The organism is uncultured Nonlabens sp. (genome assembly GCF_947495285.1).
GTDB lineage: Bacteria > Bacteroidota > Bacteroidia > Flavobacteriales > Flavobacteriaceae > Nonlabens.
On the sequence record NZ_CANLXZ010000002.1, the window covers coordinates 1 to 26,621 of the forward strand.

Genomic DNA, 26,621 nt, shown 5'->3' on the forward strand with positions numbered 1-26,621 from the left:
AAAAACAATAAAACAGCTAATCAAACCAGTAAAATGGTTAAGTTTGATATGTCTTAAATTTATTTAGGACAGGATTGACTTAATAACTGAAAACCTAGTTGATTAACAAAAAAAATGCCTCTTGATAATTCAAGAGGCATTTAAAATTTATATAAGAATAATAATTACTCTTCAGACTTAGTTCCAGAAGAAGAATCAGTATCGCGACGTGGACGGTCATCTCTCTTACGGTCATCACGACGTGGGCCGCGACGGTCATTAGAACGACGGTCATCACGCTGGCGTGGTGGACGCTCTACCCAGCCTTCTGGCTTAGGCATACATGCTTTACGAGATACTTTTTGCTTCTTAGTACGTGGATCTACACCCATGTATTTTACATCAAGAACATCTCCTACCTTAAGAACTGTAGATGGGTCTTCAATACGCTTGTAATCAAACTCACTTACGTGAAGCAAAGTTTCCTTACCTGGTCGCAATTCTACCACAGCACCGAAGTCAAGCATCTTTACAACTTTAACGTTGTACACTTCACCTACGGTTGGTTCAAAAATAATGTTCTTAATTTTTTCTAGAGCAGCGTCGATCTTAGCACGGTCTGTACCAGCTATCTCGATAACACCCATATCACCATCTTCCTTGATGTTGATTACAGTCTCTGTTTCTTTTTGCATCTCTTGGATAACTTTTCCACCAGGTCCTATTACCGCACCTATGAATTTACCTTCGATCTCTAAAGATTCCATTTTAGGAGCGTGTGACTTCACATCTGCAGCTGGTACAGCGATAGTGTCAGTAAGTTTTCCTAATATGTGCATACGACCATCTCTAGCCTGCATTAAAGCATTAGTAAGGATTTCATAAGAAAGACCTTTTACTTTAATATCCATTTGACAAGCAGTGATACCGTCTGCTGTACCAGTTACTTTAAAGTCCATGTCTCCTAGGTGGTCTTCATCACCTAAAATATCAGAAAGCACAGCATATTTATCACCATCTGTGATTAATCCCATCGCGATACCAGAAACTGGTTTCTTCATAGGTAGACCTGCATCCATCATAGCCATAGTACCAGCACAAACTGTTGCCATAGAAGAAGAGCCGTTAGATTCAAGTACTTCAGATACTACTCTTACTGTGTAAGGAAGATCTTCTGGTAACATTCTTTTTAACGCACGTTGTGCTAGGTTACCGTGTCCTATCTCACGTCTAGACGTACCACGTAATGGTCGAGCCTCTCCTGTAGAGAATGGAGGGAAGTTATAGTGTAAGTAGAAACGCTCTTCTCCTTCTTGAGATGCCATGTCTATTACATTTGCATCTCTAGAAGTACCTAGAGTTACTGTTGCCAGTGCTTGAGTTTCTCCACGAGAGAAGATAGCACTACCGTGTGTAGATGGAAGGTAATCTACCTCACACCATATATCACGTATGTCTGTAGTCTTACGACCATCTAGACGTACACCTTCGTTAAGTAGTACATCACGTACTGCTTTCTTATGTGTTTTGTTGAAATACTTAGAGATAAGATCTCCATTTTCAGCTTGATCTTCTTCAGAAAAAGTTGCTTTGATTTCTTCTTTGATTTCAGAGAATGCTGCGCTACGTTCGTGCTTAGCACTTCCTTTTTTAGCAACATCATATACTTTTTGGTAAGCAAGTTCTGCTACTTTTTCTTCTATGGTAGCATCTTCTTTTTCACCTTCGTACTCACGTACATCTTTCTTGCCTACCTGTTCAGCAAGAGCGATTTGTGCAGCACATTGATCTTTGATAGCTTCATGAGCGGCTTTGATAGCAGCGATCATTTCTTCTTCAGAAATTTCACTCATCTCACCTTCAACCATCATTACAGAGTCAGCACTAGCACCTATCATCATCTCAAGATCTGCCGCTTCTAACTGTGCATAACTTGGGTTGATAACAAACTCACCATCTACACGTGCAACACGTACTTCAGATATAGCACATTCAAAAGGTAAATCAGATAGTTGTATGGCAGCACTCGCAGCAAGACCTGCCATCGCGTCTGGCATTACTTCTGGATCATGAGACATTAATTGAATCATTACCTGTACTTCTGCATGGTAATCTTTAGGGAATAAGGGACGTAATACACGGTCTACAAGACGCATAGTAAGTACTTCTCCATCGTTAGGACGTGCCTCACGCTTAAAGAATCCGCCTGGATATTTACCGGCAGCGGCAAATTTCTCACGGTAATCTACAGTAAGTGGTAAGAAGTCTAGTCCAGTTGATTTGTAGCTGGATACTACGGTTCCAAGAAGCATTGCTTTTCCACATGTGATCACAACAGATCCATGTGCTTGTTTTGCAAGCGCTCCAGTTTCGATAGTGATGTCAGGCCCGTTTGCCATTTTAATCACTTGTTTAAAAACTTGTGGTTTCATAATTATAGTTAAACATTAATCTCAAGTTGTGTGGTAGAGAAGGCGTTTACTTTGTGAGAAACCAGCTTTGATTTGCAGTGCAGTCCTTACACTGTTAAGACGCATCGCATGCATCTTGAACTGCGATTTGTATTTTTGTTACGCTTTCGCGAAAGCGTAAGTAGAATCTAACTTCTACGTTTAAAAACCGCAATGTATGCGGTAAGAAATTTCTACGCATGCGATGCGCAGAAAACAAAAAAGGGGACGCGAGGTCCCCAATTCATTATTTTCTAATACCTAAGTCTTTAATCAACTCACGGTAAGCAACGATGTCTTTTCTCATCTTGTAATCAAGAAGTGAACGACGCTTTCCTACTAGTTTTACTAGACTACGCTCTGTGTTATAGTCATGACGGTTTTTCTTAAGGTGTCCCGTTAAGTAGTTAATACGGTAAGTGAATAACGCGATTTGTGCGTCTGTGTTACCTGTGTCGTTTGCGTCTTTTCCGTACTTTGCGAAAATTTCTGCTTTTTTTTCTGGTGCTAAATACATGCCAAAATTATTTGATAATGAATATTATGTATGTCAGTCTATCTGACGGTGCCGCGAGATTCATTCTCTTAGCGTTTGCAAAAGTACGATTAATTACTGATATGCAAACTTATTACACTTTTAATTGACACTTTTAAAAATGATAAGTTAGAGATGAAATTAATTTAATGTACTTAAGAACTCAATGGAAATTTAAGATCTTATAATTATGAACTAAAAAAATAGCGATGAAACACTATATATTTCTATTTTTTCTGATCGCATCTTCCTTTTGTGTGGCGCATGAAGAAACAGAAAAAGTAAATGATTTTTTTATATTGCATCTAATTTAAGCTTTGGTAATCATAAAATTTCTGCTGTAATTACGGAACTTATGTTTTTAAAAATAAATACAGCTTATCAGTTGGAGTGGATGGTTTTCTCCGTGATTCTGAGAACACGCCAGACGATTACAGACGTGGTTCTGGAATCTCATCACTTTTTGATTTTACCGGTAGATTTGATGAAATTGTTTCCTTTAATACGATGGCAGGAAAAATTTATAACTTAAATAATGCGGGAACGATACGTTTTCATGGAATGGTAGGTTTAGGTTATATAGTTTATTATTAACCTACAAATTTTGAACTTTCCTCTAATAATGATGGAGCAAATTATACCTTTTCAACACATCAGTATGGAACAGTAAGTCTGATTATCATACCTAAAATTGAATTTCTTTTTCCAAATATTTTGGTATGGTAATTACTCCAAGTATTTACATCAATAAGAAAGATGTGTTCTATGGTATAGGTTTAGGATATATGTTGGGTAAATTAAAATAAATACCATAAACAATTACGTTAAAATCATCCAATGCTTGAAGATTTGGTAAAAACTTTACCTTAATATTGTAGATATAAAATATTTCTTTTGAATACAAATAACTCTGATTGTCTTATTATTTTTACTCGTAATCCTGAATTAGGAAAAGGCAAACGACGTCTTGCCGCTACCGTAGGAGATCAAGTTGCATTTGATATCTATAAATTTTTACTGGCTCATACCAGAGGAATTACGGTAGATCTTAACGCTACTAAGCAAGTGTGGTATAGTGAGCGCGTGCATGAAAATGATGCCTGGGATAATAAAGTATATGATAAATTTGTGCAAAACGGTGAAGATCTGGGTATGCGTATGGAAAATGCTTTTTATGAAGCATTTAAAAATCATGACCATGTTATTATCATTGGGTCTGATATGCATGATATGAGTCAGGCAGATTTAGACCATGCTTTTAAACAGTTAAGATCTAACGACGCTGTAATAGGTCCTGCTGAGGATGGAGGTTATTACCTTTTAGGATTTACTAAAAAACTAATCGATGGAGTTTTTAAAGATAAAGAATGGGGTACTGAAACGGTACTAGAAAAAACACTTATTAATCTGAAAGATGTCAATTATGCTAAGCTGGAAGTGCGTAATGATGTAGATTATTATGAAGATATAAAAGACATTCCAGCATTTCAACCTTTTTTAAAAAACATATGATGCTTAGTAAAAAACAACTCACACAGTCTATAGAATATTTACAATCTCAGGGTTTTGAAAATCCTGAGGTAGGAATCGTTCTTGGAACTGGTCTAGGTAAACTAGTGGATAGTATTGAAAACCAGATAGTAGCGCACTATAATCAGATACCTTCTTTTCCACTAGCTACGGTAGAATTTCATTCTGGTAAATTAATTTACGGAGATTTAGGTGGTAAAAAGGTAGTGGTCATGCAAGGTCGTTTTCATTTGTATGAAGGTTATGATTTTATTGATATCACATATCCAGTAAGAGTAATGCATGGTCTGGGAATTAAAAATCTATTAGTTTCTAATGCTGCAGGCGCTGTTAATCTAGATATGAAGAAGGGCGATTTAATGCTTATCGATGACCATATCAACTTACAAGGTGGTAGTCCACTTGCTTTTAAAGGAGTGAGTGAATTTGGCGAGCGATTTACAGATATGAGTGCTCCTTATGATAGGGAGATGAACGGTAAATTAAAATCACTAGCAGCATCTCAAAATATTTCTCTCAAAGAAGGTGTTTATGCAAGTGTAGTAGGTCCACAACTAGAAACTAGAGCAGAGTATAGAATGCTCAAGATATTAGGAGCAGACGCAGTAGGTATGAGTACAGTGCCAGAGGTCATAGTAGCAAATCATTTGAACCTGCCAGTAAGTGCTATTTCTGTATTAACAGATGAGTGTGATCCCGATAACCTTGAGCCGGTAGACATTGCAGAGATTATCGCAATAGCTGGTGGTGCCGAACCTAAAATGGTAGCTCTATTTAAAGGTCTTATTGAATTGATCTAGGGATACCACGTTTCACTGTTATTTTAATGTGACACTATCTTATTACATTTACAAGATGTTAAAAAGCGGAATCTAGTTTTCCGCTTTTTTGTACCTTATATTTAAGGGAGAATTGTTAAGGTTGTATTACTGTGATATTTAATATTATGAAATATATAGTTGTAGTGTTATTAGTGCTTTTAACGGCATCTTGTGTAGGTGGTGGAGATCTTTATTACGATACTTTGGGAAAAGATCAAGAAATACCGTTTGAAAAAGGACAGTTAGATCATAGCAAATGGGACGCAATTCTTCAAGAATTTGTAGATAACCAGGGATTTGTAGACTATACAGGTCTTAAAGAAGATCAGGTAAGATTAAAGGAATATTTAAGTTATTTAAACGTAAATGCTCCTCAAAAATCATGGAGTATTAATGAACAGTTTGCTTATTACATAAATTTATATAACGCAAATACAGTAGATCTTATACTTATGAATGATCTGCCTGCTAGTATTAAAGATATAGGTGGACCTTTGGGTCAGGTGTGGTTAAAGAAATTTGTTCAAGTCGATGATAAAGTATATTCTCTCGCAGCAATAGAAAAAAATGTGCTTCAGAAAATGGGAGACGCCCGTATTCATTTTGCTATTAATTGTGCTTGTCTTTCTTGTCCTAAATTACAAAACACTGCTTTTACTGCTGCTAATGTGGATGTGCTTATGGATAAGAGCGCAAATGAATTTATAAATTCAGTAAAGAATGATCTTAGCGACCCAGAAAATCCTAAATTGAGTGCTATTTTTGATTTTTATCCAGCAGATTTTACTCAGAATGGTATGACCCTTGCGCAGTTTATTAATCAATATGCTGACTCACAGATAGCAGAAAAAGATTCTTATTCTTATAAGAGTTATGACTGGTCACTTAATAGTCAGAAATAAAAACCGAGCCTAATTTGCTTATGTAGATGTGACCATATGATCAGTATTATTATTCCGGTTCTTAATGAAGAATCTTCAATTATAAAATTATTAAATCACCTTAGTAACTATGCAAATAATGCAAGTTTATTAGAAGTGATCATTGTAGATGGTGGTAGTGATGATGAGACCGTAAAGTTAGTAAATGATTTTGCTAGTGCTCATCAGGATATGTCCGTACAATTAACTACCTCACAAAAAGGACGCGGTAAGCAATTACATAATGGCTCAAAAGTAGCGACTAGAGAAATACTCTATTTTCTTCATGCAGATTCTTATCCGCCTAAGGATTATGATTTGTTAATTCTAAATGCGGTTAAAAATCAGCATCTTGCTGGTTGTTTCAGGATGAAGTTTAAAAGCTCTCATCCCTGGTTAATTATCATAGGGTGGTTTACTAGGTTTTCATGGAAAGCAAGTCGTGGTGGAGATCAATCTCAATATATTACACGAGAATTATATGATGTGATAGGTGGTTATAAAACAAATATTCCTATTTATGAAGATTATGATCTTATTACTAGATTATATGAAATAGATCAATTCTATGTAATCCCCAAATGGTTGATAACCAGTGCGAGACGCTATCATGAAAAAGGTGTACTTAAGCTTCAGTGGTTTTATCTAACCATCTATTGGAGAAAATACCGCGGCGCTACTATTGATGAGTTGTATGAGTATTATTTAAGTAAATGTGATTAACGTTGTTCTTTTCTAGTTAGCTCTCTAAACATGGCTTCTAAATTCTTATTCCTTTTATTAAGCGATAGAATTTTTAATCCATTATCATGAGCAAAATCAAAAACTGTACTTCTCATGTCTTCCTTAGTTTCAAATTTAAGACTGTAGTTAAAACCCTGTAGTTGTTTTACCTCTCGCACTCTATTTATTTGATTAAGTAATTCTGGCTCTACGCGGTAATCAAATTCCACCTCAATAAGTTGAACAGTATCACTATTAAGGTTTTTAAGATAATCGTCTGCGACTATTTTACCTTTATTAATAATAATCACACGATCACACATTGCTTCTACCTCTTGCATGATATGCGTGGAGAGAAGAATGGTGGTGTTTTCACCTACTTTTTTAATTAATTGACGTATTTCTACCAGTTGATTAGGATCTAGACCAGTGGTAGGTTCGTCTAGAATTAAAACTTTAGGACGGTGCAGTAAAGCATTGGCTAGCCCTACACGTTGTTTGTAACCTTTAGAAAGTTCGTTTATTTTTTTACCTACATGAGACGTTAGTCCGGTTTGTGCAATAACCTCGTGGATTCTATTTTTAGAATCAGTGATGTTAAAAACTCCTGCGCTAAAAGCAAGGTATTCCTTTATATACATATCTGGATATAAAGGATTGTTCTCTGGTAAATAGCCTATCGACCTCTGTACCTCACGTTGTTCTTCTACAACGTCGTGTCCATTAACGATCGCTATTCCTTCATTTGCATTTAAATAGGTAGTGAGAATGCGCATCATAGTAGATTTTCCAGCACCGTTAGGGCCTAAAAAACCTACGATTTCTCCACTTTTAATAGAAAAACTTACTTCGTCCAGCGCTTTTTGCTGCCCGTAATACTTAGAGATATTGTTAACTTCTATAGACATAATAGGTAAAGATATGAAATGTAAGGCTTAGAAGATTGTTTTTTATCTCGCTTTCGCGAAAGCGAGAACATTACAATTACCCTACTATAACGATAGAGTAATTTATTTTTAATAAAAGTCTTAAAAAAAGAAAGTTTTTCCAAAAATCTATTTTACTTTAGCGACTTATTATGATCGCAAACAATTATTTCTGGTATGGATTTTACTTCTATTTTATAGAGGGAAAGGCTGTATTGTAATAATTAAACAATTTATATAACAACAAAGCCTTGATCTAATCAAGGCTTTTTTTTTACTCAAAAATGAAAGTAGCTATTCAAGGTATTCAGGGTTCTTATCACCATCAGGTGGCTGTTGAACTGTGTGGTGATGTGACTTTGTTAGAATGTGATTCATTTGATCAACTAGTAATAGCTGTTTCAAATGGTCAGGTGGATAAAGGGATTATGGCTATAGGTAATTCTATCGCTGGTAGCATATTGCCTAATTATACCTTGATTAGAGAGCAAAAGCTACACATTACAGGTGAGTATTATCTAAACATAGAGCACCAGTTAATGGCGCTGCCCGGTCAGGATATTACAGATATAATAGAGGTGCAATCTCATCCTATGGCGTTGTTGCAATGCAAGCCGTATTTTAGAAATCATCAACATATTAGGCTAGTAGAAACAGACGACACTGCAGCAGCAGCTTATAGAATTGGGCAAAGTAATAAACGTGGTGTTGCAGCTATAGCGTCTGCACATGCGGCGCAACTGTATGGCTTAGAAATTATATCAGGAAATATTCAAGAGGTAAAAGAAAATGCCACCAGATTTGTGATTGTGGAGAGGTCAAATGACCTTGTAAAAGAAGTGAATAAAGCGACTATTAATTTTACGGTAGGACACCAGCCAGGTAGCCTGGGAGAGATATTAACCACCTTAGGTAAACTAGATATTAATGTTTCAAAAATCCAATCCATACCTATTGTAGAAAAGCCGTTCTTGTTTTCATTTGTCGCAGATCTTGAATTTAAAACAACGGCCCAGTTTAAAGAGGCAAAATTACAGCTAGGTGTCCTAGTGGAGTCACTAGTCATTTTAGGAACATATAAATCACACTCGTTATGATACAACCAGCAAAGAGACTGGATAGCGTCCAAGAATATTATTTTGCGACAAAGTTGCGCGAGGTAAGAGGTTTAATAAATAAGGGTAAACCTATTATTAATGCCGGTATAGGTAGTCCAGATTTATTACCGCCGCCTAATGTGGTACCAGCTCTTATAGAAGCCGTACAAGATAACAAAGCACATGGGTATCAAAGCTATTTAGGATTACCAGAATTGAGAAACGCGATGGCTGGCTTTTATAAAAAACAGTATCAGGTAACGGTAAATGCAGAGACAGAGGTAATTCCTTTAATGGGAAGTAAAGAAGGTATTTTGCATATTTCTATGGCTTTTTTAAATCCAGGAGATGAGGTCTTAATTCCAGATCCTGGTTATCCTACTTATGCGAGTGCGACTAGATTATGTGAGGCGAGTACTGTAACTTATAATTTAACAGCATCTCAAAACTGGATGCCAGATTTTGAAGCATTAGAAAAACTCGATCTTTCTAGAGTAAAGATCATGTGGACTAACTATCCTCATATGCCTACAGGTGTTGCTGGGTCGTTAACTGTTTTTGAAAAATTAGTAGCATTTGCAAGAAAGCATAACATTCTAATAGTAAATGATAATCCATACAGCTGTATAGGTTATGATAGTAAAATAAGTATTCATCAAGTCCATGGAGCCATGGATGTTGCTCTAGAATTAAATTCTATTAGTAAAACATATAACATGCCTGGCTGGAGAGTAGGAATGCTTACTGGTGCTGGTGGATTACTTAAAGAGGTTCTTAAAGTAAAGACTAACATGGACAGCGGTATGTTTTATGGTGTGCAAAAAGGAGCAATTGCTGCATTACAAACCCATAATGACTGGTTAAATACTCAAAATGAAATCTATAAAAGACGCAGAGCTGCAACTGTAAGGCTTGCAAAAAGTCTAAATCTACAGTCGCAGGAGCAAAATGGAGGTTTGTTTTTATGGTGTAAACTACCAGATGGACAGTCAGATGATAAAGCATTTGTAGATCATTTATTACACAATAATGATATCTTCATTACTCCAGGAAGCATTTTTGGTAAAAATGGAATAGGTTATGTGCGTTTTTCTCTTTGTGTAGAAGAAAAACTAGTAGAAGAAATGATTTTAAGAGTGGCTAATAAAATAGAGGTATGAAAAATATATTTCTAATTGGGACAGGTTTAATAGGTGGTTCTATTTTAAAAGATTTGCGCAACCACTATCCAGAATCGGTATTTTATGGCATTGATAAAAATCAGGAACATGCCTTAAAAGCAAAAAGCAATACTATTATAGATCATGTTGCGCAGCTAGAAGATGTTAAAAACGCACAACTAGTTATCGTTTCAATACCAGTAGATGCGACACTAGAAATATTACCTCAGGTACTCGATTTAGTTAATGAAGACGCACTAGTTATAGATGTAGGGTCTACTAAGGAGGCTATTTGTAAATCGGTAAAAGGCCATAAGAATAGAAGGCAGTTTCTACCAGCACATCCTATAGCTGGTACAGAATTTTCTGGGCCAGATGCAGCTATACATGATCTGTTTAAGAACAAAACAATGATCGTTTGCGAGGTAGAAAAAACTGCTTTTAAATTACAGGAGAGTGCAATAGCTCTTTTTGAAAAATTAAAGATGCGCGTGCGCTACATGACGCCCGCTGCTCATGATAAACATATTGCCTACGTTTCTCATTTATCACATATTTCTAGCTTTATGTTAGGGAAAACGGTCATAGAAGAAGAGGAGAATGAGCGCGATATTTTTGATCTCGCTGGTAGCGGTTTTGAGAGTACGGTACGACTAGCAAAAAGTTCTCCAGCTATGTGGACACCCATTTTTGCACAAAATAAGGAACACGTTCTAGCTAGTCTAGATGGATATATTGAGAATTTATCTCGCTTTCGCGAAAGCGTAAAAAACAACGATCATAACGCCATATTTAACGATATGGAACAAACAAATAGAATAAAAACGATATTGAAAGGAATAGAAAATGGAAAATAAAAAAGAATTCAGGACTTGGTTAGACGCTCACAAATTAGAGCATCCCATAGTAATCGCGGGCCCATGTAGCGCAGAGACAGAAGAACAAGTACTTAAAATTGCACACCAGTTAAAAGATACTGATGTGACTTACTTGCGTGCCGGTATATGGAAACCTAGAACGCGTCCAGGTAACTTTGAAGGTGTAGGAGCGATAGGGCTTAAGTGGTTGCAAAAAGCCAAGGCAGAAACAGGACTCTTAACCGCTACTGAGGTAGCAAACCGCGCTCACGTAGAACTAGCACTAGAACATGATATCGATTTATTATGGATAGGAGCACGATCTACGGTAAGTCCTTTTATAGTTCAAGAAATAGCAGACGCTCTAGAAGGGACAGATAAGGTCGTGCTGGTTAAAAACCCAGTAAATCCAGATCTAGCCTTATGGATAGGCGCGGTAGAGCGACTTCATACTGCAAATATTAAAAACCTAGGTGTCATCCATAGAGGTTTCTCTACTTATGATAAATCAAAGTACCGTAATAATCCAGAATGGCAAATAGCTGTTGACTTCCAGACTCGTTACCCAGACATACCTTTAATTTGTGATCCATCTCACATCACGGGAAAAAGAGACATGATATTAGAAGTATCTCAAACAGCACTAGACTTAAACTTTGATGGTTTAATGATAGAGACGCACTTTGATCCAGATAACGCATGGAGTGATGCAGCACAGCAGGTGACACCAGATTCTCTTATTCAAATTTTTAAAGATTTACGTATAAGAAAAGAGCAAGATGACGAGGTAGGTTACCAGTCTAAGTTAAGTGTTCTTAGAGCTCAAATGGATATTATAGATAACTCTATTATTGAGACATTAGGTAAAAGAATGAAAACTGCCGATGCTATAGGAGAGCTCAAAAAAGAACGTAACGTTGCTGTTTTACAATCTAAAAGATGGAATGAGATTTTAGGTAAAATGATTCTCGCTGGAGAAGAGCAAGGATTAAGTGAAGAGTTTATACTACGTGTTTTTAAAGCAGTGCATCAAGAATCTATTGTGCATCAAGAAAAAGTGATTAATAATTAAATTACCCTATTCATAAGGGCAGATTATTTTCTGCCCTTTTTGATTTTCAGAAAAATCTCTTTAGCTTTAAAAAGCGTAATTTTGTGTTATGCATAAAATACAATTTAATTAATGACTGGAATTGTTTATAGGTCAACAGGTAGCTGGTATGAGGTAAAAGGTGAGGATAACGCATTTTACTCTTGTAGGATTAAAGGAAAATTCCGCTTAAAAGGAATAAAAAGTACGAACCCTGTTGCTGTAGGTGATAAAGTACAGTTTGAAATTGAGAAAAAGGGAGATGAAGAAATAGGGATTATTAACGTGATAGAAGAGAGAGATAATTATATCGTGCGCAAGTCGGTAAATCTTTCTAAGCAAACTCATATTATAGCTTCAAATGTAGATCAGCTTTTTTTATTGGTTACCTTAAATAATCCGCCCACATTTACTTCTTTTATAGATCGTGTTCTAGTCACTGCCGAAGCTTATCACATCCCAGTAGTTATCGCTTTTAATAAAGTAGATATTTATAATGATGACCAAGGTGAAGTAATGATAGATCCAGAAACTGGAGAAGAATTACTTACTATGACAGAACTGGATGAGGTGAGATATTTAATGAGTCTTTATAAATCTATAGGTTATGAATGTATAGCCATAAGTGCCGCTAGCGGTAAAAATATAGACCTAATAAAAGAAAAGATGAAAGATAGGACCAGCATGTTTGCAGGTCACAGTGGAGCAGGAAAAAGTACACTAGCAAATGCGGTACAACCAGGATTACAGATAAAAACAAAACAAATTTCAGAACAGCACAAACAAGGTCAGCATACCACCACATTTGCACAAATGTTTGATCTAGACTTTGGCGCACGTCTTATAGACACGCCTGGTATAAAAGGTTTTGGAGTAGTAGATATGGAAAAGGAAGAAATAGGAGATTACTTCCCAGAAATACAAGAGTTAAAACAAGACTGTAAATTCCATAATTGCATGCATATAGAAGAGCCTAAATGTGCCGTAAAAGAAGCCGTAGAAAACGGCGAGATGGTATTGAGTCGCTATGAGAGCTATGTGCAAATAGTAAATGGGGACGAAGAAAATTACCGTCAGGATAAACACCAGGCGCAACCATGAGAGTAGTAATACAAAGAGTTACCAGTGCAAGCGTTACCATAGAAGATAAAATTCATGGAGAAATAAGCAACGGACTACTTGTTTTATTAGGAATTACTAACGGAGATACACAAGAAGATATAGACTGGTTAATTAATAAAATAACCGGTATGAGAATTTTCTCTGACGCAGGTGGTAAGATGAATTATAGTGTAAAAGATATGGATGGAGATATATTATTGATATCACAATTCACCCTATTTGCAAATGTAAAAAAAGGCAATAGACCTAGTTATACAGAGGCTGCAAGACCAGATGTAGCAATACCTTTATATGAGGCTTTTATAGATTCGCTTTCGCGAAAGCTGAACAAAAATATAGCCACAGGAAAATTCGGAGCTGATATGAAAGTGCAACTACTTAACGACGGTCCGGTAACCATTACTGTAGACAGTAAGAGCAGGTAGTCTTAAATAAATAGTCCTCAAAAAAATATAATATGAGTATTAAGAAATCACAAGAGCAGGTTGATCAGTGGATCAAGCAGCATGGAGTACGTTACTTTAATGAACTTACTAATATGGCACAACTTACAGAAGAAGTAGGTGAAGTGGCGCGTATTATAGCAAGAAGATATGGGGAACAAAGCGAGAAAGAAAGTGATAAGAATAAAGATCTAGGAGAAGAACTGGCAGATGTGATGTTTGTGGTTCTATGTCTTGCAAACCAGACAGGAACAGATCTAGAGGCATCTTTTAATAAAAAATTACAGATTAAGACAGAGCGCGATCACGATAGACACCATAACAATGAAAAACTAAAATCTTAATACATGGATTTAAGATTGCATAAAGTAGAAAAGCCTAGAGGGCATGTGGCATTAACTATTTCTGGGTCTAAAAGTGAAAGTAATCGCTGGTTGATATTGCAAGCGCTTTATAAAAATTTAGACATTGAAAATTTGTCAGACAGTGATGATAGCGATCATTTAAGTCATGTCTTAAAAAGTGAAGAAAGCATTCTTGATATAGGACATGCAGGTACTGCGATGAGATTTGGGACAGCGTTTTTTGCTTCTCAAGAAGGTAGAGAAATTACTTTGACTGGTAGTGATCGCATGAAACAACGTCCTATAGGTATACTAGTAGATGCACTTAACTCTTTAGGAGCAGAGGTGTCATATCTTGAAAAAGAAGGGTTTCCACCCTTAAAAATTAATGGGAAAAAGATTCAGGGTGGTAAACTGTCGGTAGACGGTAGTGTGTCCAGTCAGTTTCTTACAGCCTTACTGTTAATAGCACCCAGTTTTGAGAACGGACTTCAGCTAGAAATTTATGGAGACCTAACCTCGCGACCTTATCTAGAAATGACAGTAGATATTTTAAAACAACTAGGTGTTAATGTTAATTTCTCATCAGGTAATAAGGTTGTGGAATTAGCAAGTAGTACCCAAAAGATTAATGAACTTATTGAGGTAAAACCCTTACATAATAATGCTATTACTAACGCGCTAGTAGAAAGCGACTGGAGTAGTGCTGGCTACTGGTACAGTTGGGTAGCGATGCAAGAAGTAGGTTATGAGATGAGTCTTTCTTTTTATCAGGAAAACTCATTGCAAGGAGATAGTGAGTTGGTCCAAATATATAAACCACTAGGTGTGGAAACTGTTTTTGTTGAAAATGGAATTCGTCTGGTAAAAATAGATCAACAGCTGCCAGATATAGTCATGTTGGACCTAACTAACGAGCCAGATCAGGCTCAAACGATATTTGGTACTTGTTTAGGGCTGGGTATAGACGCGCATTTAACAGGTTTGCACACTCTTAAAATTAAAGAGACAGATCGTATAGAGGCCATGAAAACTGTTGGGGCACGCTTTCGCCAAAGCGAGATAACAACAACTAACGACTCTATAAAATTACATTTTAAAACCCCATCTAGTTTTAATCCAGAGGTAACCGTAGATACTTACCAAGATCATAGAATGGCAATGGCATTTGCGCCGTTGTGCATGAAAACAGAGCTGATTATTAACAAGGGGATGGTGGTAACAAAAAGTTATAAAAACTTTTATAAAGACCTTAACAAGGTAAATGTAAGAATTACAGAAATTTAAGCGCTTATTTACTTGACAAGGCCTATACGCAAATCGTATATTTGCAGCTTATAATAAAAAGGAATTAATGAAGTTATCACAATTTGGTTACGATCTGCCAGAAGATCGCATAGCACAGTATCCAGCAGAAAATAGAGATGAGTCTAAATTAATGGTCTTACACAAGAAAACTGGAGAAATTGAACACAAGATGTTTAAGGATGTGATAGACTACTTTAATGAAGATGACATTTTTGTGATGAATGACACTAAGGTTTTTCCTGCGAGATTATACGGTAATAAGGAAAAGACTGGTGCTAGAATCGAGGTTTTCTTGCTTAGAGAGCTTAATCCTGAAACAAAATTGTGGGACGTTTTAGTAGATCCTGCAAGAAAAATACGAATAGGTAATAAATTATATTTCGGTGATGACGAGAGTCTAGTCGCTGAGGTTATCGATAACACGACATCTAGAGGTCGTACTTTGCGTTTTCTTTACGATGGCAGTTATGAGGAGTTTAGACAGGCTCTAAAAGATCTAGGAGAAACGCCGCTTCCTAAAGAATTAAATAGAGAAGTAGAGCCAGAAGATGAAGAACGTTTCCAAACTATATTTGCAAAGAAAGAAGGCGCTGTAGCCGCACCTGTTGCAGGTTTGCACTTTTCTAAACATTTATTGAAACGTCTAGAAATTAAAGGTGTAAAAATGACTACGGTTACTATGCATATAGGTTTAGGTACATTTGCCCCTGTAGAAGTAGAAGATCTATCTAAACATAAAATGGACAGTGAGCAGGCTTTCATCGCAGAAGAAACTTGTGCTGTAGTGAATGAAGCGCTGGAGCATAAAAGAAATGTTTGTGCTGTAGGTACTACCACTATGCGTACTTTAGAAAGCGCGGTAAGTAGTAACGGTCGTCTAAATACATTTGATGAGTGGACTAATAAATTTATTTTTCCTCCTTATGATTTTTCTATTGCAAATAGCATGATTACTAACTTTCATCCAGCAAAATCTACTTTGATGATGCAGGCGGCAGCGTTTGCAGGTTATGACTTACTTAAGAAAGCTTATGAAATTGCTCTTAAAGAAGATTATAAATTTAGTACCTATGGTGATGCGATGCTTATCATAGATTAATCAAAACTAAAGACAGACAGTATTTAAAATGCCACAAGTTTTACTTGTGGCATTTTTTTTGATTTTCATTTATAGAAGGAATCAATTTAGGTTATCAAAGGTTTATGTTTATGTAAACAATTTAACCTTAGAAATTATGTGAGTTAATTACATTGATTTATCTTGCCATTATTCCCCTAAAATATTTTATAATGAGAAAATTATACTTTATAGCTGTTTTATTTGTTTCTCAAATAGCTCTAGCACAAGTAACAAACGAAGCAACTCCACGTGGTTGGGATTTTGCTTTAAAATCTACTCCTAGATTAGAAGTTATGCCATTAGTAGATGAGCAGGCTCTTTTATTAGAGGACGAGTTAGAAAAGCAAAATTCTATTACTAAACCTTTAAGATTTGGAACTAATTTAAATGTTGATTTTAATTTATTTAATTCAGGGACATGGACAGAGTTAGAAAATGGAGATAGATTATGGCGTTTACAAATTAAATCTAATGGTGCAAAGACAATAAACTTGATGTTAGATAGATATGATGTTCCTGAAGGAGCTGAGTTTTACATTTATAATGATGATCATACTGATAAGATAGGACCATATACTGATAGTGAAAATCAGTCAGATGGTTATTTAATGACCTGGATGATCAAAGGTGATCATGTATGGGTAGAATATTTTGAGCCTGCATCGGTTAAAAATATGGGTAGAATTTCAATAGATAACGTAGTCCATGGTTACAGATCTTTAGATTCTTCACTAGATGCTCAGAAGTTAAATGAGTCAGGTGACTGTAATGTCGATGCTCTATGTGATCCTAATGGTAATCGTGGTGGTGGTTCTAATTGGGCTACTGTAAGAGATGATTATATTAATGGTGTTGCTAGAATTATTTTTCCTAGTGGTAATGGGTCATCTACTTGTACAGGTACTTTAATTAATAATGTAGCTCAAGATGGAACTCCTTATTTCTTAACTGCAGACCATTGTTTAGGGAATACAGCAGATGGTGCAGGAGCTTCTTTTAACGCAAGTCAATGGTCTTTTGGTTTTCAATGGTATACGAACACGCCAGATTGTGCCACTTTTGCAAATACGGTGGGTTCTAATGCTCCGACTAGAGTGTTAACTGGTGCAACTTTAAAGGCGAATAGAAGTGCTTCTGACTTTGCTTTGTTTGAACTTAATCAAATGCCTCCAGCGGCTTGGGATTTATTCTATGGAGGTTGGAATAAGAGTACTACTCCTTCTACCCAGCAATTGGGTATTCATCACCCTAGTTTTGATATTATGAAATTATCACGTAACGATCAATCTACTTTTGGGACTACTTTTCAAGGAACTCAAACATGGATAATTGCTGACTGGGATTATGGTGTAACAGAAGGTGGTTCTTCAGGTAGTTGTTTACTCGATATTAATGGTCACATTGTAGGGCAACTATATGGTGGATTTGCTGCTTGTTCCGGAACAAATGATAATGGTACTGCAGATTATTATGGAAGATTTGATGTTAGTTGGAATGGTGGTTTTAGTTCAGCTACTCGATTAAGAGATTGGCTAGATCCTGATAATACTAATCCTACTTCATTAGATGGTGAATATGCTGCTGCTTTGAGTAATCAATTAGTTGATAGCGCTATTAGTATTCAATTGTATCCTAATCCATCTAGAGGTATTTTTAATGTGGTGTTAGAGAATCCTGCTAGTTATAGTGTTTATAATCTTTCTGGTAAGTTGATACGTTCTGGTTCTTTTGATCAATTAGAGAATCAATTAGATATTCAAAATTTATCTAGCGGTATTTACTTCTTGAAAATTCAAGGTGAGAATATCTCTATAACAGAAAAAATCTCTAAAATTTAATTAATAGGGTGAATTAAAAAGTAATAAACTTAAGATTTCATACAAAACGCGTTGCAAGATCATGTAATTTTGCAACGCGTTTTTTTATATACTATTTTGAAAGAGAAGAAGAAAGATATTAGATCACTTACTAAAGAGCAACTTAGAGATTATTTCGTTGAAAATGGAGATAAGGCTTTTAGAGGTAACCAGGTTTATGAATGGTTATGGAAAAAAGCTGCGCATTCATTTGACGATATGACTAATGTTTCTAAAGATACCAGAGCATTTCTAGAAGAGCATTTTGTTATCAATCATATTAGGGTGGACGATATGCAGAGGAGTGAAGATGGTACAATAAAAAACGCAGTTAAACTTCATGACGGTCTAACTGTAGAGTCTGTTCTTATACCTACCGCTACGAGAACCACCGCTTGCGTGTCTTCTCAAGTAGGTTGTAGTCTCAATTGTGAGTTTTGCGCTACTGCAAGATTAAAACGTATGAGAAACTTGCAACCAGATGAGATATATGATCAGGTCATAGCTATAGATCAACAAAGTAGACTGTACCATAATATTCCTTTATCTAATATTGTGTTTATGGGTATGGGTGAGCCGTTGATGAATTATAACAATGTTCTTAAATCTATAGAAAAGATTACAGGTGAAGATGGTTTAGGGATGTCTCCTAAGCGTATAACGCTTTCTACCAGTGGAGTTCCTAAGATGATGAAAAAACTTGCTGATGACGGCCCTAAGTTTAACCTAGCGCTTTCATTGCATAGTGCGATAGATGAAAAGCGTACTAAGATCATGCCTTTTAATGAGCAGTTCCCATTATCTGACATAAAAGATGCCTTAAAATACTGGTATGAAAAGACAGGTACAAAGGTTACTTATGAGTATGTGGTATGGAAAGGAATTAATGATACAGAAGAGGACGTGCATGAGCTGGTTAAATTTTGCAAAGTAATACCTTGCAAAGTGAATATCATTGAATATAACTCTATAGACGACCCTAGATTTGAACAAGCTAGCCCAAAGGCTATCGAGATGTATAGATCACAACTAGAACGCAACCGTATAGTTGTAAATGTTAGAAGAAGTAGAGGTAAAGATATTGATGCCGCTTGTGGTCAGCTAGCAAATAAACAGCAGTAAGTTAATTAGTAGTTCTTTTTAAATGTAAGAGATTAATTCTTAAGCATAAAAAAAACTGCCTCAAATTAATGAGACAGCCTCTTTTAGTAATTGAAAGGGTACTATTGTTTTATAAAACGGATGGTTTGTGTTCCTAATTCGCTTGTAGCTGATAAAAAATATAAGCCGTTTTTAAGAGAGCTAACATTTAATCTGTTATTCTCTAGTTTTAAATTGTTGCTTATAGATTGACCTAGTGCATTGGTTAAAGTGATGTCATTTATTGCTGTATCTGTATTCAAATTAATATAATCCGTTGCTGGATTAGGGCTTAATGTCATGAAGTTAATCTCTTCATCATTTACAGAAGCAGTAATTCCAGTTGTAAATTCCCATACAGGACTAGAAGTGTTTGCTCCACCTAAGTTTTCAGCATCTAATTTCCAATAAAAAGTAGTGTTGTCAGGTACATTACTTAGTCTAAAACTAGAAGTAGGACCTACTATACCTGTAGTAAATAGAGATAAATCTGTTGGAGAAGTTCCTAGGCTTAAAGTGTATATTTCTACTGGATCTCCAGAAGGTTCTGTCCACATGAAAGTTATTGCATTATCAGGGTTACCATCCATATCTACATCAGTAACTTCTAATGGTGCCGTTGCAGTATCTGCTGGAGTTGGGTTTGAAACTGTTCCAGGTGCGATAGTTGTTCCTGTCATTGTTGTAAAACTCCATACTGGTTGAGTTGTTGATGGGCCAAAACTATTACTTGGTACCACCTGCCAATAGTATGTAGTCCCTTCAAAAAATCTAGGTAATGTAACCGTTGTAGCTGTCCCTGCTAGAGTACCTAAGGATTGAAGAGTAGTCGGTGAATCACCTAAGAAAAATTCGATTTGTTCTGCTGCTAGACCAGACGTAGCAAGTTGCCATGTGAATGTTACCGAGTTGTCAGGTGCGTTATCAGCATTAGCATCAGCAGTATTTACCATAACTCCTGAAGCCAAGTTAGCAGGGTCAGGGCTAGTATTGTCATTCGGTGCAGCTGTTGCTCCTTGTACAACTTCTACGTTGTCAAAGGTGATAAAGTCACCATCATTTTGTCTGTGTACAAATGCGATGTATACACTTTGTCCTACATATGCTCTAAGATTTACTTCAAATTGAGAAAATACGGCAGAGTTAGGTGCTGGATTACCTAATTGAGCCTCGCTAAATGTTTCTATTTCTGTAAAAGAATTTGGATCTGTTTGTGAAGTAGTTGATACTTGAATAGATAAGATAGAACCGAAGTCTCCTTGATTAAAATCTGTCGCTAGAAATCTTAATAGGTTTTGAGTAGCGTTAATAGGTATAAGTGGTGATACAATAAAATCTTCAGCAACCATTCCTGCTGTAACTACCTCAAAACCTGATTGAGCTCTGAAATCAGGTTCAGTACCTGCTTGAACCCATTGTTCAACCGTACCTAATCCGTTTGCGCCGTTATAAACTGCCCAACCAGCTGGTGGAAACGCTGCATTTGTGCCGTTAAAGTCTTCAGAAAATTGCGCGTAGCTCATCGTGAAGCAAAAAAGCATTAATAAAATAGTAATTTTTTTCATAGTTATGGAGTTTTTTTGAATAAGTGCTCAATATATAAGATTTTAAGGCTTTTTAAGAGATTATTACGAGTAAATTACTATTGAATCAATATGTTTTTTTATGTAGTAGATTGAATGAGGCGTATTCACATGTACGTTTGCCCATTGAAGTAATCACTAACAACATTATTTGTTAAAATAGCATTCTATTTAATAGATAAACGTTGTAGTCTTATATTTGCAACCTTATGAAGATAGTAGAGCAAATAAAAGAGCCTATAGCTCATGAAATGGAACTTTTTGAAAAAAAGTTTCATCTATCTATGGCTTCACGCATTGCTTTATTAAATCGCATCACACATTTTATAGTAAACCGTAAGGGGAAACAAATGCGCCCTATGTTTGTTTTTCTAGTAGCAAAAATGGTGGGTAATGGTCAGGTTAATGAGCGTACTTACCGCGGCGCGTCTGTTATAGAGCTTATTCATACAGCAACTCTAGTTCATGATGACGTGGTAGATGATAGTTTAAAGCGCAGGGGTTTCTTCTCTGTAAATGCTTTATGGAAAAATAAAATCGCCGTTCTAGTAGGAGATTATTTACTGTCTAAAGGGTTGCTTCTTAGTATTGATAACAAAGATTTTGACCTTTTACAAATCATAAGCGTTGCCGTGCGTGAGATGAGTGAGGGCGAGTTGCTTCAAATAGAAAAGGCAAGACGCCTAGATATTACAGAAGATGTTTACTATGACATCATTCGTAAAAAAACGGCCACCTTAATAGCGGCATGTTGTAGTCTAGGAGCTGGCGCAGTCTCACCAGACAGTGAAGACGTCGAGAAGATGCGCAAATTTGGCGAGCTTATAGGGATATCATTCCAGATCAAAGATGATCTTTTTGATTATGGAAATGAGCGTATAGGGAAGCCTACTGGTATAGATATTAAGGAACAAAAAATGACCTTACCATTAATTTACTGTCTTAATAACGCTAGTGCTAAAGATAAAAAATGGCTTATCAACTCGGTTAAAAAGCACAATCGAGATAAGAAAAGAGTACGTCAGGTTGTTGACTTTGTTAAGAATAACGGCGGCTTAGACTATGCAATTAAGGCTATGTATCAATATAAGGAAGAAGCACTTGCTATCTTAAATACCTATCCAGAGTCAGAATATAAGAATTCACTTAAAATGATGGTGGATTATGTAATAGATCGTAAAAAGTAACATTCTAACTTGCTGCTTTAATTGCGCAATGTGGTTTGTCTTTAGTTCGCTTTCGCGAAAGCGGAATTTTTATCAAACATCTTATCCTAGCTAGTACGCTAATCCTCAATAAAAAACTACCTTTGCAAACGCAAAAAATGCCATCATGAGTATAGTAGCAATAGTAGGAAGACCTAATGTAGGTAAGTCAACTCTTTTTAATCGTATGATTCAAAGGAGAGAAGCGATCACCGATTCTGTAAGTGGAGTAACTAGAGATAGACATTACGGGAGAAGTGACTGGAATGGTAAAGAGTTTTCTCTTATTGACACTGGTGGTTATGTAGTCGGTAGTGATGATATTTTTGAAGAAGAGATAGATCAACAAGTAGAGCTAGCTATTGATGAGGCAGATGCCATCATTTTCATGGTTAATGCCGAAGAAGGTATAACACCGATGGATGAAGATGTAGCTACATTATTGCGCAAGGTGACAAAGCCGGTTTTTCTAGTCGTTAATAAAGTAGATAATAATCAACGGGAGCAAGATGCTTATGAATTTTATAATCTAGGTCTAGGTGAATACTATTCTATTTCTAGTATGAATGGTAGCGGTACTGGTGATTTACTAGACGAGATAGTGAAGATATTACCAGATACAGAAGAAGAAACGGTAGACGATTTACCACGATTTGCTGTAGTAGGAAGACCTAATGCTGGTAAAAGTTCTTTTATAAATGCCCTTATAGGTGAGGAGAGATATATCGTTACAGATATTGCTGGTACTACAAGAGATTCTATAGATACTAAATACAATCGTTTTGGTTTTGAATTTAATCTAGTTGACACGGCTGGTATTAGAAGAAAGAAGAAAGTGCGTGAAGATCTAGAGTTTTACAGTGTAATGCGTAGTGTAAGAGCTATAGAACATGCAGATGTTTGCATACTTATGCTGGATGCAACTAGAGGATTTGATGGTCAGGTGCAAAATATTTTTTGGCTAGCAGAGCGCAATCGTAAAGGAATCGTTGTTCTAGTGAATAAGTGGGATCTAGTGGATAAAGAAACTAACACGGCTAAGGAGTACGAGGCGATGATTAGAAAAGAAATGGAACCTTTTACAGATGTTCCTATTGTCTTTATTTCTGTAATGAATAAACAACGTATTCATAAAGCGATTGAAACAGCGGTAGCGGTTTATAAAAATCGCAGTAAAAAGATTAAAACGAGTCAACTTAATGAGGTGTTACTTCCTTTAATAGAGAACTATCCGCCACCATCATTAAAGGGTAAGTTTGTTAAAATTAAATTTATTACTCAATTACCGACACCACAGCCTCAGTTTGCGTTTTTCTGTAACTTACCTCAGTACGTTAGGGATTCTTATAAAAGATATTTAGAAAACCAATTGAGAAAACATTTTGATTTCCATGGTGTCCCAATTAGTGTATATATGAGAAAAAAATAAACAACATATCAAATCTTTAAAAAAAAAGCATTCTGGAAAGGATGCTTTTTTTATGCTCTTAAAGTGAAGATTAAATAATAAAGAGGTGCTTTCTTAATAAATTGTTAAGAACAGAGCGGTGTTAAAATTTTACTAATTACATTGCGTTTTTCTCTATACTGTAACTAACTAACCGATAAAAAATACTCTACTATGAGGTTCTCGATTTTAGTCATTTTTTTAATGGCTTTTTCTCTCTCGTCACAAGCGCAGCAATTTACTATTAAGGGAATAGTGAGCGATTCTTTAACTAATGAAAAACTCCTAAGCGCAACAGTCTATCTAGAGAGTGTTAAGGATTCTACTTTAATAACTTATTCTATTACTGATACAGAAGGTATATTTACCTTATCAGGAAATACAGCATTTGAAAAGGTAGCGCTTATAGCTTCTTTTCAAGGGTATAAAAATTATTCTAGAACTATAAATCTTAACGACGCTAGAGAATTAGATCTAGGTGTGATTAATTTGAGTAATGACATAGAGTCTTTAAATAGTATAGTAGTTAGAGCAAGAAAAGCACCTATAACTGTAAAGCAAGATACTCTAGAGTTTAATGCAAAATCATTTAATACAAAAGCAGATGCTACTCTGGAAGATGTAATGAAAGAGCTGCCAGGTGTGAAGGTAGGTAAAGACGGTAAAATAACTGTAAATGGTAAAGAGGTTTCTAAGATTTTAGTGAACGGGAAAGAATTCTTCGGCGATGATCCACAAATAGCTCTCAAAAATTTACCTAAAGAAATTATTGATAAAATCCAGGTGACAGAATCTAAAACAGATGCTCAAAAAGCAAATGGGGAAGATGGAGACGCAAATATAAGTGAGATTAACATAACCATAGACGAAGATAAAAACAAAGGTTGGTTCTCGCGATTAACAGCTGGTGGCGGTACTGATGATAGGTACTCTATGAGTGGAATTGTAAATTATTTTAATAAAGATCTTAAAGTAAGTGTTTTAGGAAGTAGTAATAATATTAATAGTCCGGGATTCTCCTTTGACGAGATTTATGATGCTATGGGTGGTAGTGCTTATTCTATCACTAGAAGTAGTAATGGTAGTTTTGGTATCAATGGTGTAAACTTTGGTGGTAGCGGTGGTATTACTTCTAGTGATAGTGCTGGTTTAAATATGTCTAATGACTGGGGTGAAACGGTAAGTGTTTCTTTAAATTATTTTTATGGAGGTAACGATACAGAATCTGCCTCTGATAGTCGCAGGACCACGTTCCTGCCGGATAGGACATTTAATACAGAAAGTTCTAACCGTGGTGATAGGTCGGGAAATAGTCATAGAATAAGTGGCCGTGTAGAGGTTAAACCAGATACACTTACCACTATTAGTGTAAGGCCTAACATAAACCTTTCAGATAACTATAGTGATAACACGAGTAGCTCGCTTTCTAGCGATGAAAATGGTAATAATATAAATAGCGTTAAGACATCTTCTATATCTGACTCAAAGAATAGATCTTATAGTGCCCGTATGAATCTGTCTAGAAGAACTCAAGAAAAAGGAACTAACTATGGTTTTTATGGGAACGTAAATAAAAAGAGCAGTGATTCACAAAGTGATTTTAATAGTACCACTACTACCTTTAATACAGCAGGTAATCCAGATACTCCAGTGGTCCAAGATCAATTAATAGATGAAGAGTCAGATTCACAAAGCTTTTCCATAACTCCATATCTCAACAAGAAGCTCTCAGAAACTACGGGACTGATTTTGAACTATAATTTTGAAGCAGGAAAAGAGAATAATCAGAGAAGTATTTTTGATAGAGATGGATCTGATAATTTAGTTTTCAATACAACACTAAGTAATAATTATGTAGTAAATAATACACAGCAAAGACCTAGTGTAGGATTAAAGTATAAGAAAGACGATTTAAGACTAGATGTAAGTGCAGGAGTTATTTATCAGACACTAGATAGTGAAGACCAGTTGTTGAGAACTAGTTTTGAGAAAGAATTTACAGATCCTTATGTGCGAGCAAACCTTAGTTATAAATTTGGCAAGTTCGGTAGAGTGTATTTAAATTACCGTAATAGTGTAAATGTACCTAGTGTAAGACAGTTGCAGCCTGTAGAGAATACTACAAATCCACAAAATATAGTAATAGGTAATCCAGACCTAGATGCGAGCCAGCAACATAATGTGTACTTTAACCTGAGTCGCTATGATTGGGAAAAAGGTTCTGGTTTCTATTCTGGAGGAGGTTTTACTTATACAGATAATAGTGTTGCAGCCATTACCACTACAGATTTAGATCTTATAAGAACCACTACATATACTAACATAAATGGAGAGTATAACGGTTATCTTTATTCTAGTTTTTCAAAAACATGGAAAAAAGACTCTAGAGAAATAGGCTTTGATTTAAGTCTAGATGCAAGCATTTCTATAGATAAAGGTTTTACTAACGGTGTGGCTTTTCAATCAGATAATTTTAGTTTATCGCCTAGTCTAACTTTTGAATATAGTTTAAGAGATTACATAGATGTAGATCTAGAGTATCAAATCACGGCAAATAAAACGCAATATGATATTGCTTCTATAAGCGAGCAAGATTTTGTTAACCAGCGTGTCGCGATTGATATAACTACTTCCTGGCCACAACATGTAATTTTGGGATTGCGTGGTGAGTACAATAAATTTGGAAATATTTCTGGAGATTTTGATGACGACTCTATCGTTCTTATCGGTAGTCTAGGGTATAAATTTGCTAAGGATAAAGCGACGGTTAAGCTTAAAGCTTATGATATACTTAATCAGATTATAGATACTAATAGAGCCATTACAGGTGACTACGTTGCAGACACAAGTAGTCTTGTTCTTAAGCAATACTTTATGCTTAGTTTTACTTATAAGTTCTCAAAATTCGGTGGTAAAGATCCTAATAGAAATAATGATTTTTAAATGTTAGATGAGTGTTTCGCTT

The 26,621-nt window shown here is 35.8% G+C and carries 23 protein-coding genes; 19 read left to right on the plus strand and 4 right to left on the minus strand.

Translation table 11 applies throughout. The features are described from left to right. Positions 1–164 precede the first annotated feature (164 nt). Both Q0838_RS00835 and rpsO read right to left on the minus strand, forming a co-directional pair. Entirely contained in the window at positions 165–2,411 is a 2,247-nt protein-coding gene (locus tag Q0838_RS00835; protein WP_298950228.1) for a polyribonucleotide nucleotidyltransferase, read from the minus strand. A 265-nt stretch (positions 2,412–2,676) separates the two neighbouring features. After that, positions 2,677–2,946 (minus strand): 30S ribosomal protein S15, encoded by a 270-nt coding sequence (rpsO, locus tag Q0838_RS00840; protein ID WP_104514560.1) that lies wholly within the window; start codon positions 2,944–2,946, stop codon positions 2,677–2,679. 408 nt (positions 2,947–3,354) lie between these two features. On the opposite strand from rpsO, the gene Q0838_RS00845 reads away from it, so the two are divergent. The 5 genes from Q0838_RS00845 to Q0838_RS00865 all read left to right on the plus strand — a co-directional run bounded on the left by Q0838_RS00845 (position 3,355) and on the right by Q0838_RS00865 (position 6,958). Continuing rightward, positions 3,355–3,558, plus strand: a complete 204-nt coding sequence (locus Q0838_RS00845) for a hypothetical protein (RefSeq protein WP_298950235.1) — start codon at positions 3,355–3,357, stop codon at positions 3,556–3,558. A gap of 300 nt (positions 3,559–3,858) precedes the next feature. Next, a complete protein-coding gene (locus tag Q0838_RS00850) occupies positions 3,859–4,476 on the plus strand; it encodes a TIGR04282 family arsenosugar biosynthesis glycosyltransferase (RefSeq protein WP_298950237.1) in 618 nt (205 codons plus the stop codon). Further along, positions 4,473–5,294, plus strand: a complete 822-nt coding sequence (locus Q0838_RS00855) for a purine-nucleoside phosphorylase (RefSeq protein WP_298950239.1) — start codon at positions 4,473–4,475, stop codon at positions 5,292–5,294. The genes Q0838_RS00850 and Q0838_RS00855 overlap by 4 nt, the downstream gene beginning before the upstream one ends. 146 nt (positions 5,295–5,440) lie before the next feature. Continuing rightward, positions 5,441–6,217: a DUF547 domain-containing protein gene (locus tag Q0838_RS00860; RefSeq protein ID WP_298950241.1), complete on the plus strand. Its 777-nt coding sequence runs from the start codon at positions 5,441–5,443 to the stop codon at positions 6,215–6,217. A gap of 36 nt (positions 6,218–6,253) precedes the next feature. Further along, complete coding sequence (locus tag Q0838_RS00865; RefSeq protein ID WP_298950243.1) at positions 6,254–6,958, plus strand: TIGR04283 family arsenosugar biosynthesis glycosyltransferase; 705 nt, start codon at positions 6,254–6,256, stop codon at positions 6,956–6,958. Here Q0838_RS00865 and gldA read toward each other — a convergent pair. Beyond that, entirely contained in the window at positions 6,955–7,866 is a 912-nt protein-coding gene (gene gldA / locus Q0838_RS00870; RefSeq protein ID WP_298950245.1) for a gliding motility-associated ABC transporter ATP-binding subunit GldA, read from the minus strand. The two genes, Q0838_RS00865 and gldA, sit on opposite strands and share 4 nt — an antisense overlap. A 302-nt stretch (positions 7,867–8,168) precedes the next feature. Between gldA and Q0838_RS00875 the strand changes: the two genes are divergently transcribed. From Q0838_RS00875 to rlmN, 11 genes are all read left to right on the plus strand, one after another. After that, on the plus strand, positions 8,169–8,981 hold the full coding sequence (locus tag Q0838_RS00875; RefSeq protein WP_298950246.1) for a prephenate dehydratase domain-containing protein: 813 nt from the start codon (positions 8,169–8,171) through the stop codon (positions 8,979–8,981). Next, a complete protein-coding gene (locus Q0838_RS00880; protein ID WP_298950247.1) occupies positions 8,978–10,141 on the plus strand; it encodes an aminotransferase class I/II-fold pyridoxal phosphate-dependent enzyme in 1,164 nt (387 codons plus the stop codon). Before Q0838_RS00875 ends, Q0838_RS00880 begins: the two co-directional genes overlap by 4 nt. Next, on the plus strand, positions 10,138–10,998 hold the full coding sequence (locus Q0838_RS00885) for a prephenate dehydrogenase (protein WP_298950249.1): 861 nt from the start codon (positions 10,138–10,140) through the stop codon (positions 10,996–10,998). Before Q0838_RS00880 ends, Q0838_RS00885 begins: the two co-directional genes overlap by 4 nt. Next, positions 10,988–12,070 (plus strand): bifunctional 3-deoxy-7-phosphoheptulonate synthase/chorismate mutase type II, encoded by a 1,083-nt coding sequence (locus Q0838_RS00890; protein ID WP_298950251.1) that lies wholly within the window; start codon positions 10,988–10,990, stop codon positions 12,068–12,070. The genes Q0838_RS00885 and Q0838_RS00890 overlap by 11 nt, the downstream gene beginning before the upstream one ends. A 111-nt stretch (positions 12,071–12,181) precedes the next feature. Then, positions 12,182–13,189 (plus strand): ribosome small subunit-dependent GTPase A, encoded by a 1,008-nt coding sequence (gene rsgA / locus Q0838_RS00895; protein WP_298950253.1) that lies wholly within the window; start codon positions 12,182–12,184, stop codon positions 13,187–13,189. Further along, the gene (gene dtd, locus Q0838_RS00900) at positions 13,186–13,635 is read left to right on the plus strand and encodes a D-aminoacyl-tRNA deacylase (RefSeq protein ID WP_298950255.1); all 450 of its coding nucleotides are present in this window, start codon (positions 13,186–13,188) and stop codon (positions 13,633–13,635) included. Before rsgA ends, dtd begins: the two co-directional genes overlap by 4 nt. Before the next feature lie 32 nt (positions 13,636–13,667). Next, positions 13,668–13,997, plus strand: a complete 330-nt coding sequence (locus tag Q0838_RS00905; protein ID WP_104514574.1) for a nucleotide pyrophosphohydrolase — start codon at positions 13,668–13,670, stop codon at positions 13,995–13,997. A gap of 3 nt (positions 13,998–14,000) precedes the next feature. Then, positions 14,001–15,284 (plus strand): 3-phosphoshikimate 1-carboxyvinyltransferase, encoded by a 1,284-nt coding sequence (locus tag Q0838_RS00910; RefSeq protein ID WP_298950261.1) that lies wholly within the window; start codon positions 14,001–14,003, stop codon positions 15,282–15,284. A 67-nt stretch (positions 15,285–15,351) separates the two neighbouring features. Continuing rightward, entirely contained in the window at positions 15,352–16,404 is a 1,053-nt protein-coding gene (gene queA, locus Q0838_RS00915; protein ID WP_298950263.1) for a tRNA preQ1(34) S-adenosylmethionine ribosyltransferase-isomerase QueA, read from the plus strand. 191 nt (positions 16,405–16,595) lie between these two features. Continuing rightward, positions 16,596–18,263 (plus strand): T9SS type A sorting domain-containing protein, encoded by a 1,668-nt coding sequence (locus Q0838_RS00920; RefSeq protein ID WP_298950264.1) that lies wholly within the window; start codon positions 16,596–16,598, stop codon positions 18,261–18,263. 96 nt (positions 18,264–18,359) lie between these two features. Continuing rightward, complete coding sequence (rlmN, locus tag Q0838_RS00925) at positions 18,360–19,403, plus strand: 23S rRNA (adenine(2503)-C(2))-methyltransferase RlmN (protein ID WP_298950266.1); 1,044 nt, start codon at positions 18,360–18,362, stop codon at positions 19,401–19,403. 101 nt (positions 19,404–19,504) lie between these two features. Here the strand turns inward: rlmN and Q0838_RS00930 are convergent, their stop codons facing one another. Further along, positions 19,505–20,986, minus strand: a complete 1,482-nt coding sequence (locus tag Q0838_RS00930) for a choice-of-anchor J domain-containing protein (RefSeq protein ID WP_298950268.1) — start codon at positions 20,984–20,986, stop codon at positions 19,505–19,507. Positions 20,987–21,213: 227 nt separating this feature from the next. Between Q0838_RS00930 and Q0838_RS00935 the strand changes: the two genes are divergently transcribed. From Q0838_RS00935 to Q0838_RS00945, 3 genes are all read left to right on the plus strand, one after another. Then, a complete protein-coding gene (locus Q0838_RS00935) occupies positions 21,214–22,191 on the plus strand; it encodes a polyprenyl synthetase family protein (protein WP_298950270.1) in 978 nt (325 codons plus the stop codon). 142 nt (positions 22,192–22,333) lie between these two features. Further along, complete coding sequence (gene der, locus Q0838_RS00940; protein WP_298950483.1) at positions 22,334–23,638, plus strand: ribosome biogenesis GTPase Der; 1,305 nt, start codon at positions 22,334–22,336, stop codon at positions 23,636–23,638. Between the two features lie 192 nt (positions 23,639–23,830). Then, on the plus strand, positions 23,831–26,599 hold the full coding sequence (locus Q0838_RS00945; RefSeq protein ID WP_298950272.1) for an outer membrane beta-barrel protein: 2,769 nt from the start codon (positions 23,831–23,833) through the stop codon (positions 26,597–26,599). Positions 26,600–26,621 lie beyond the last annotated feature (22 nt).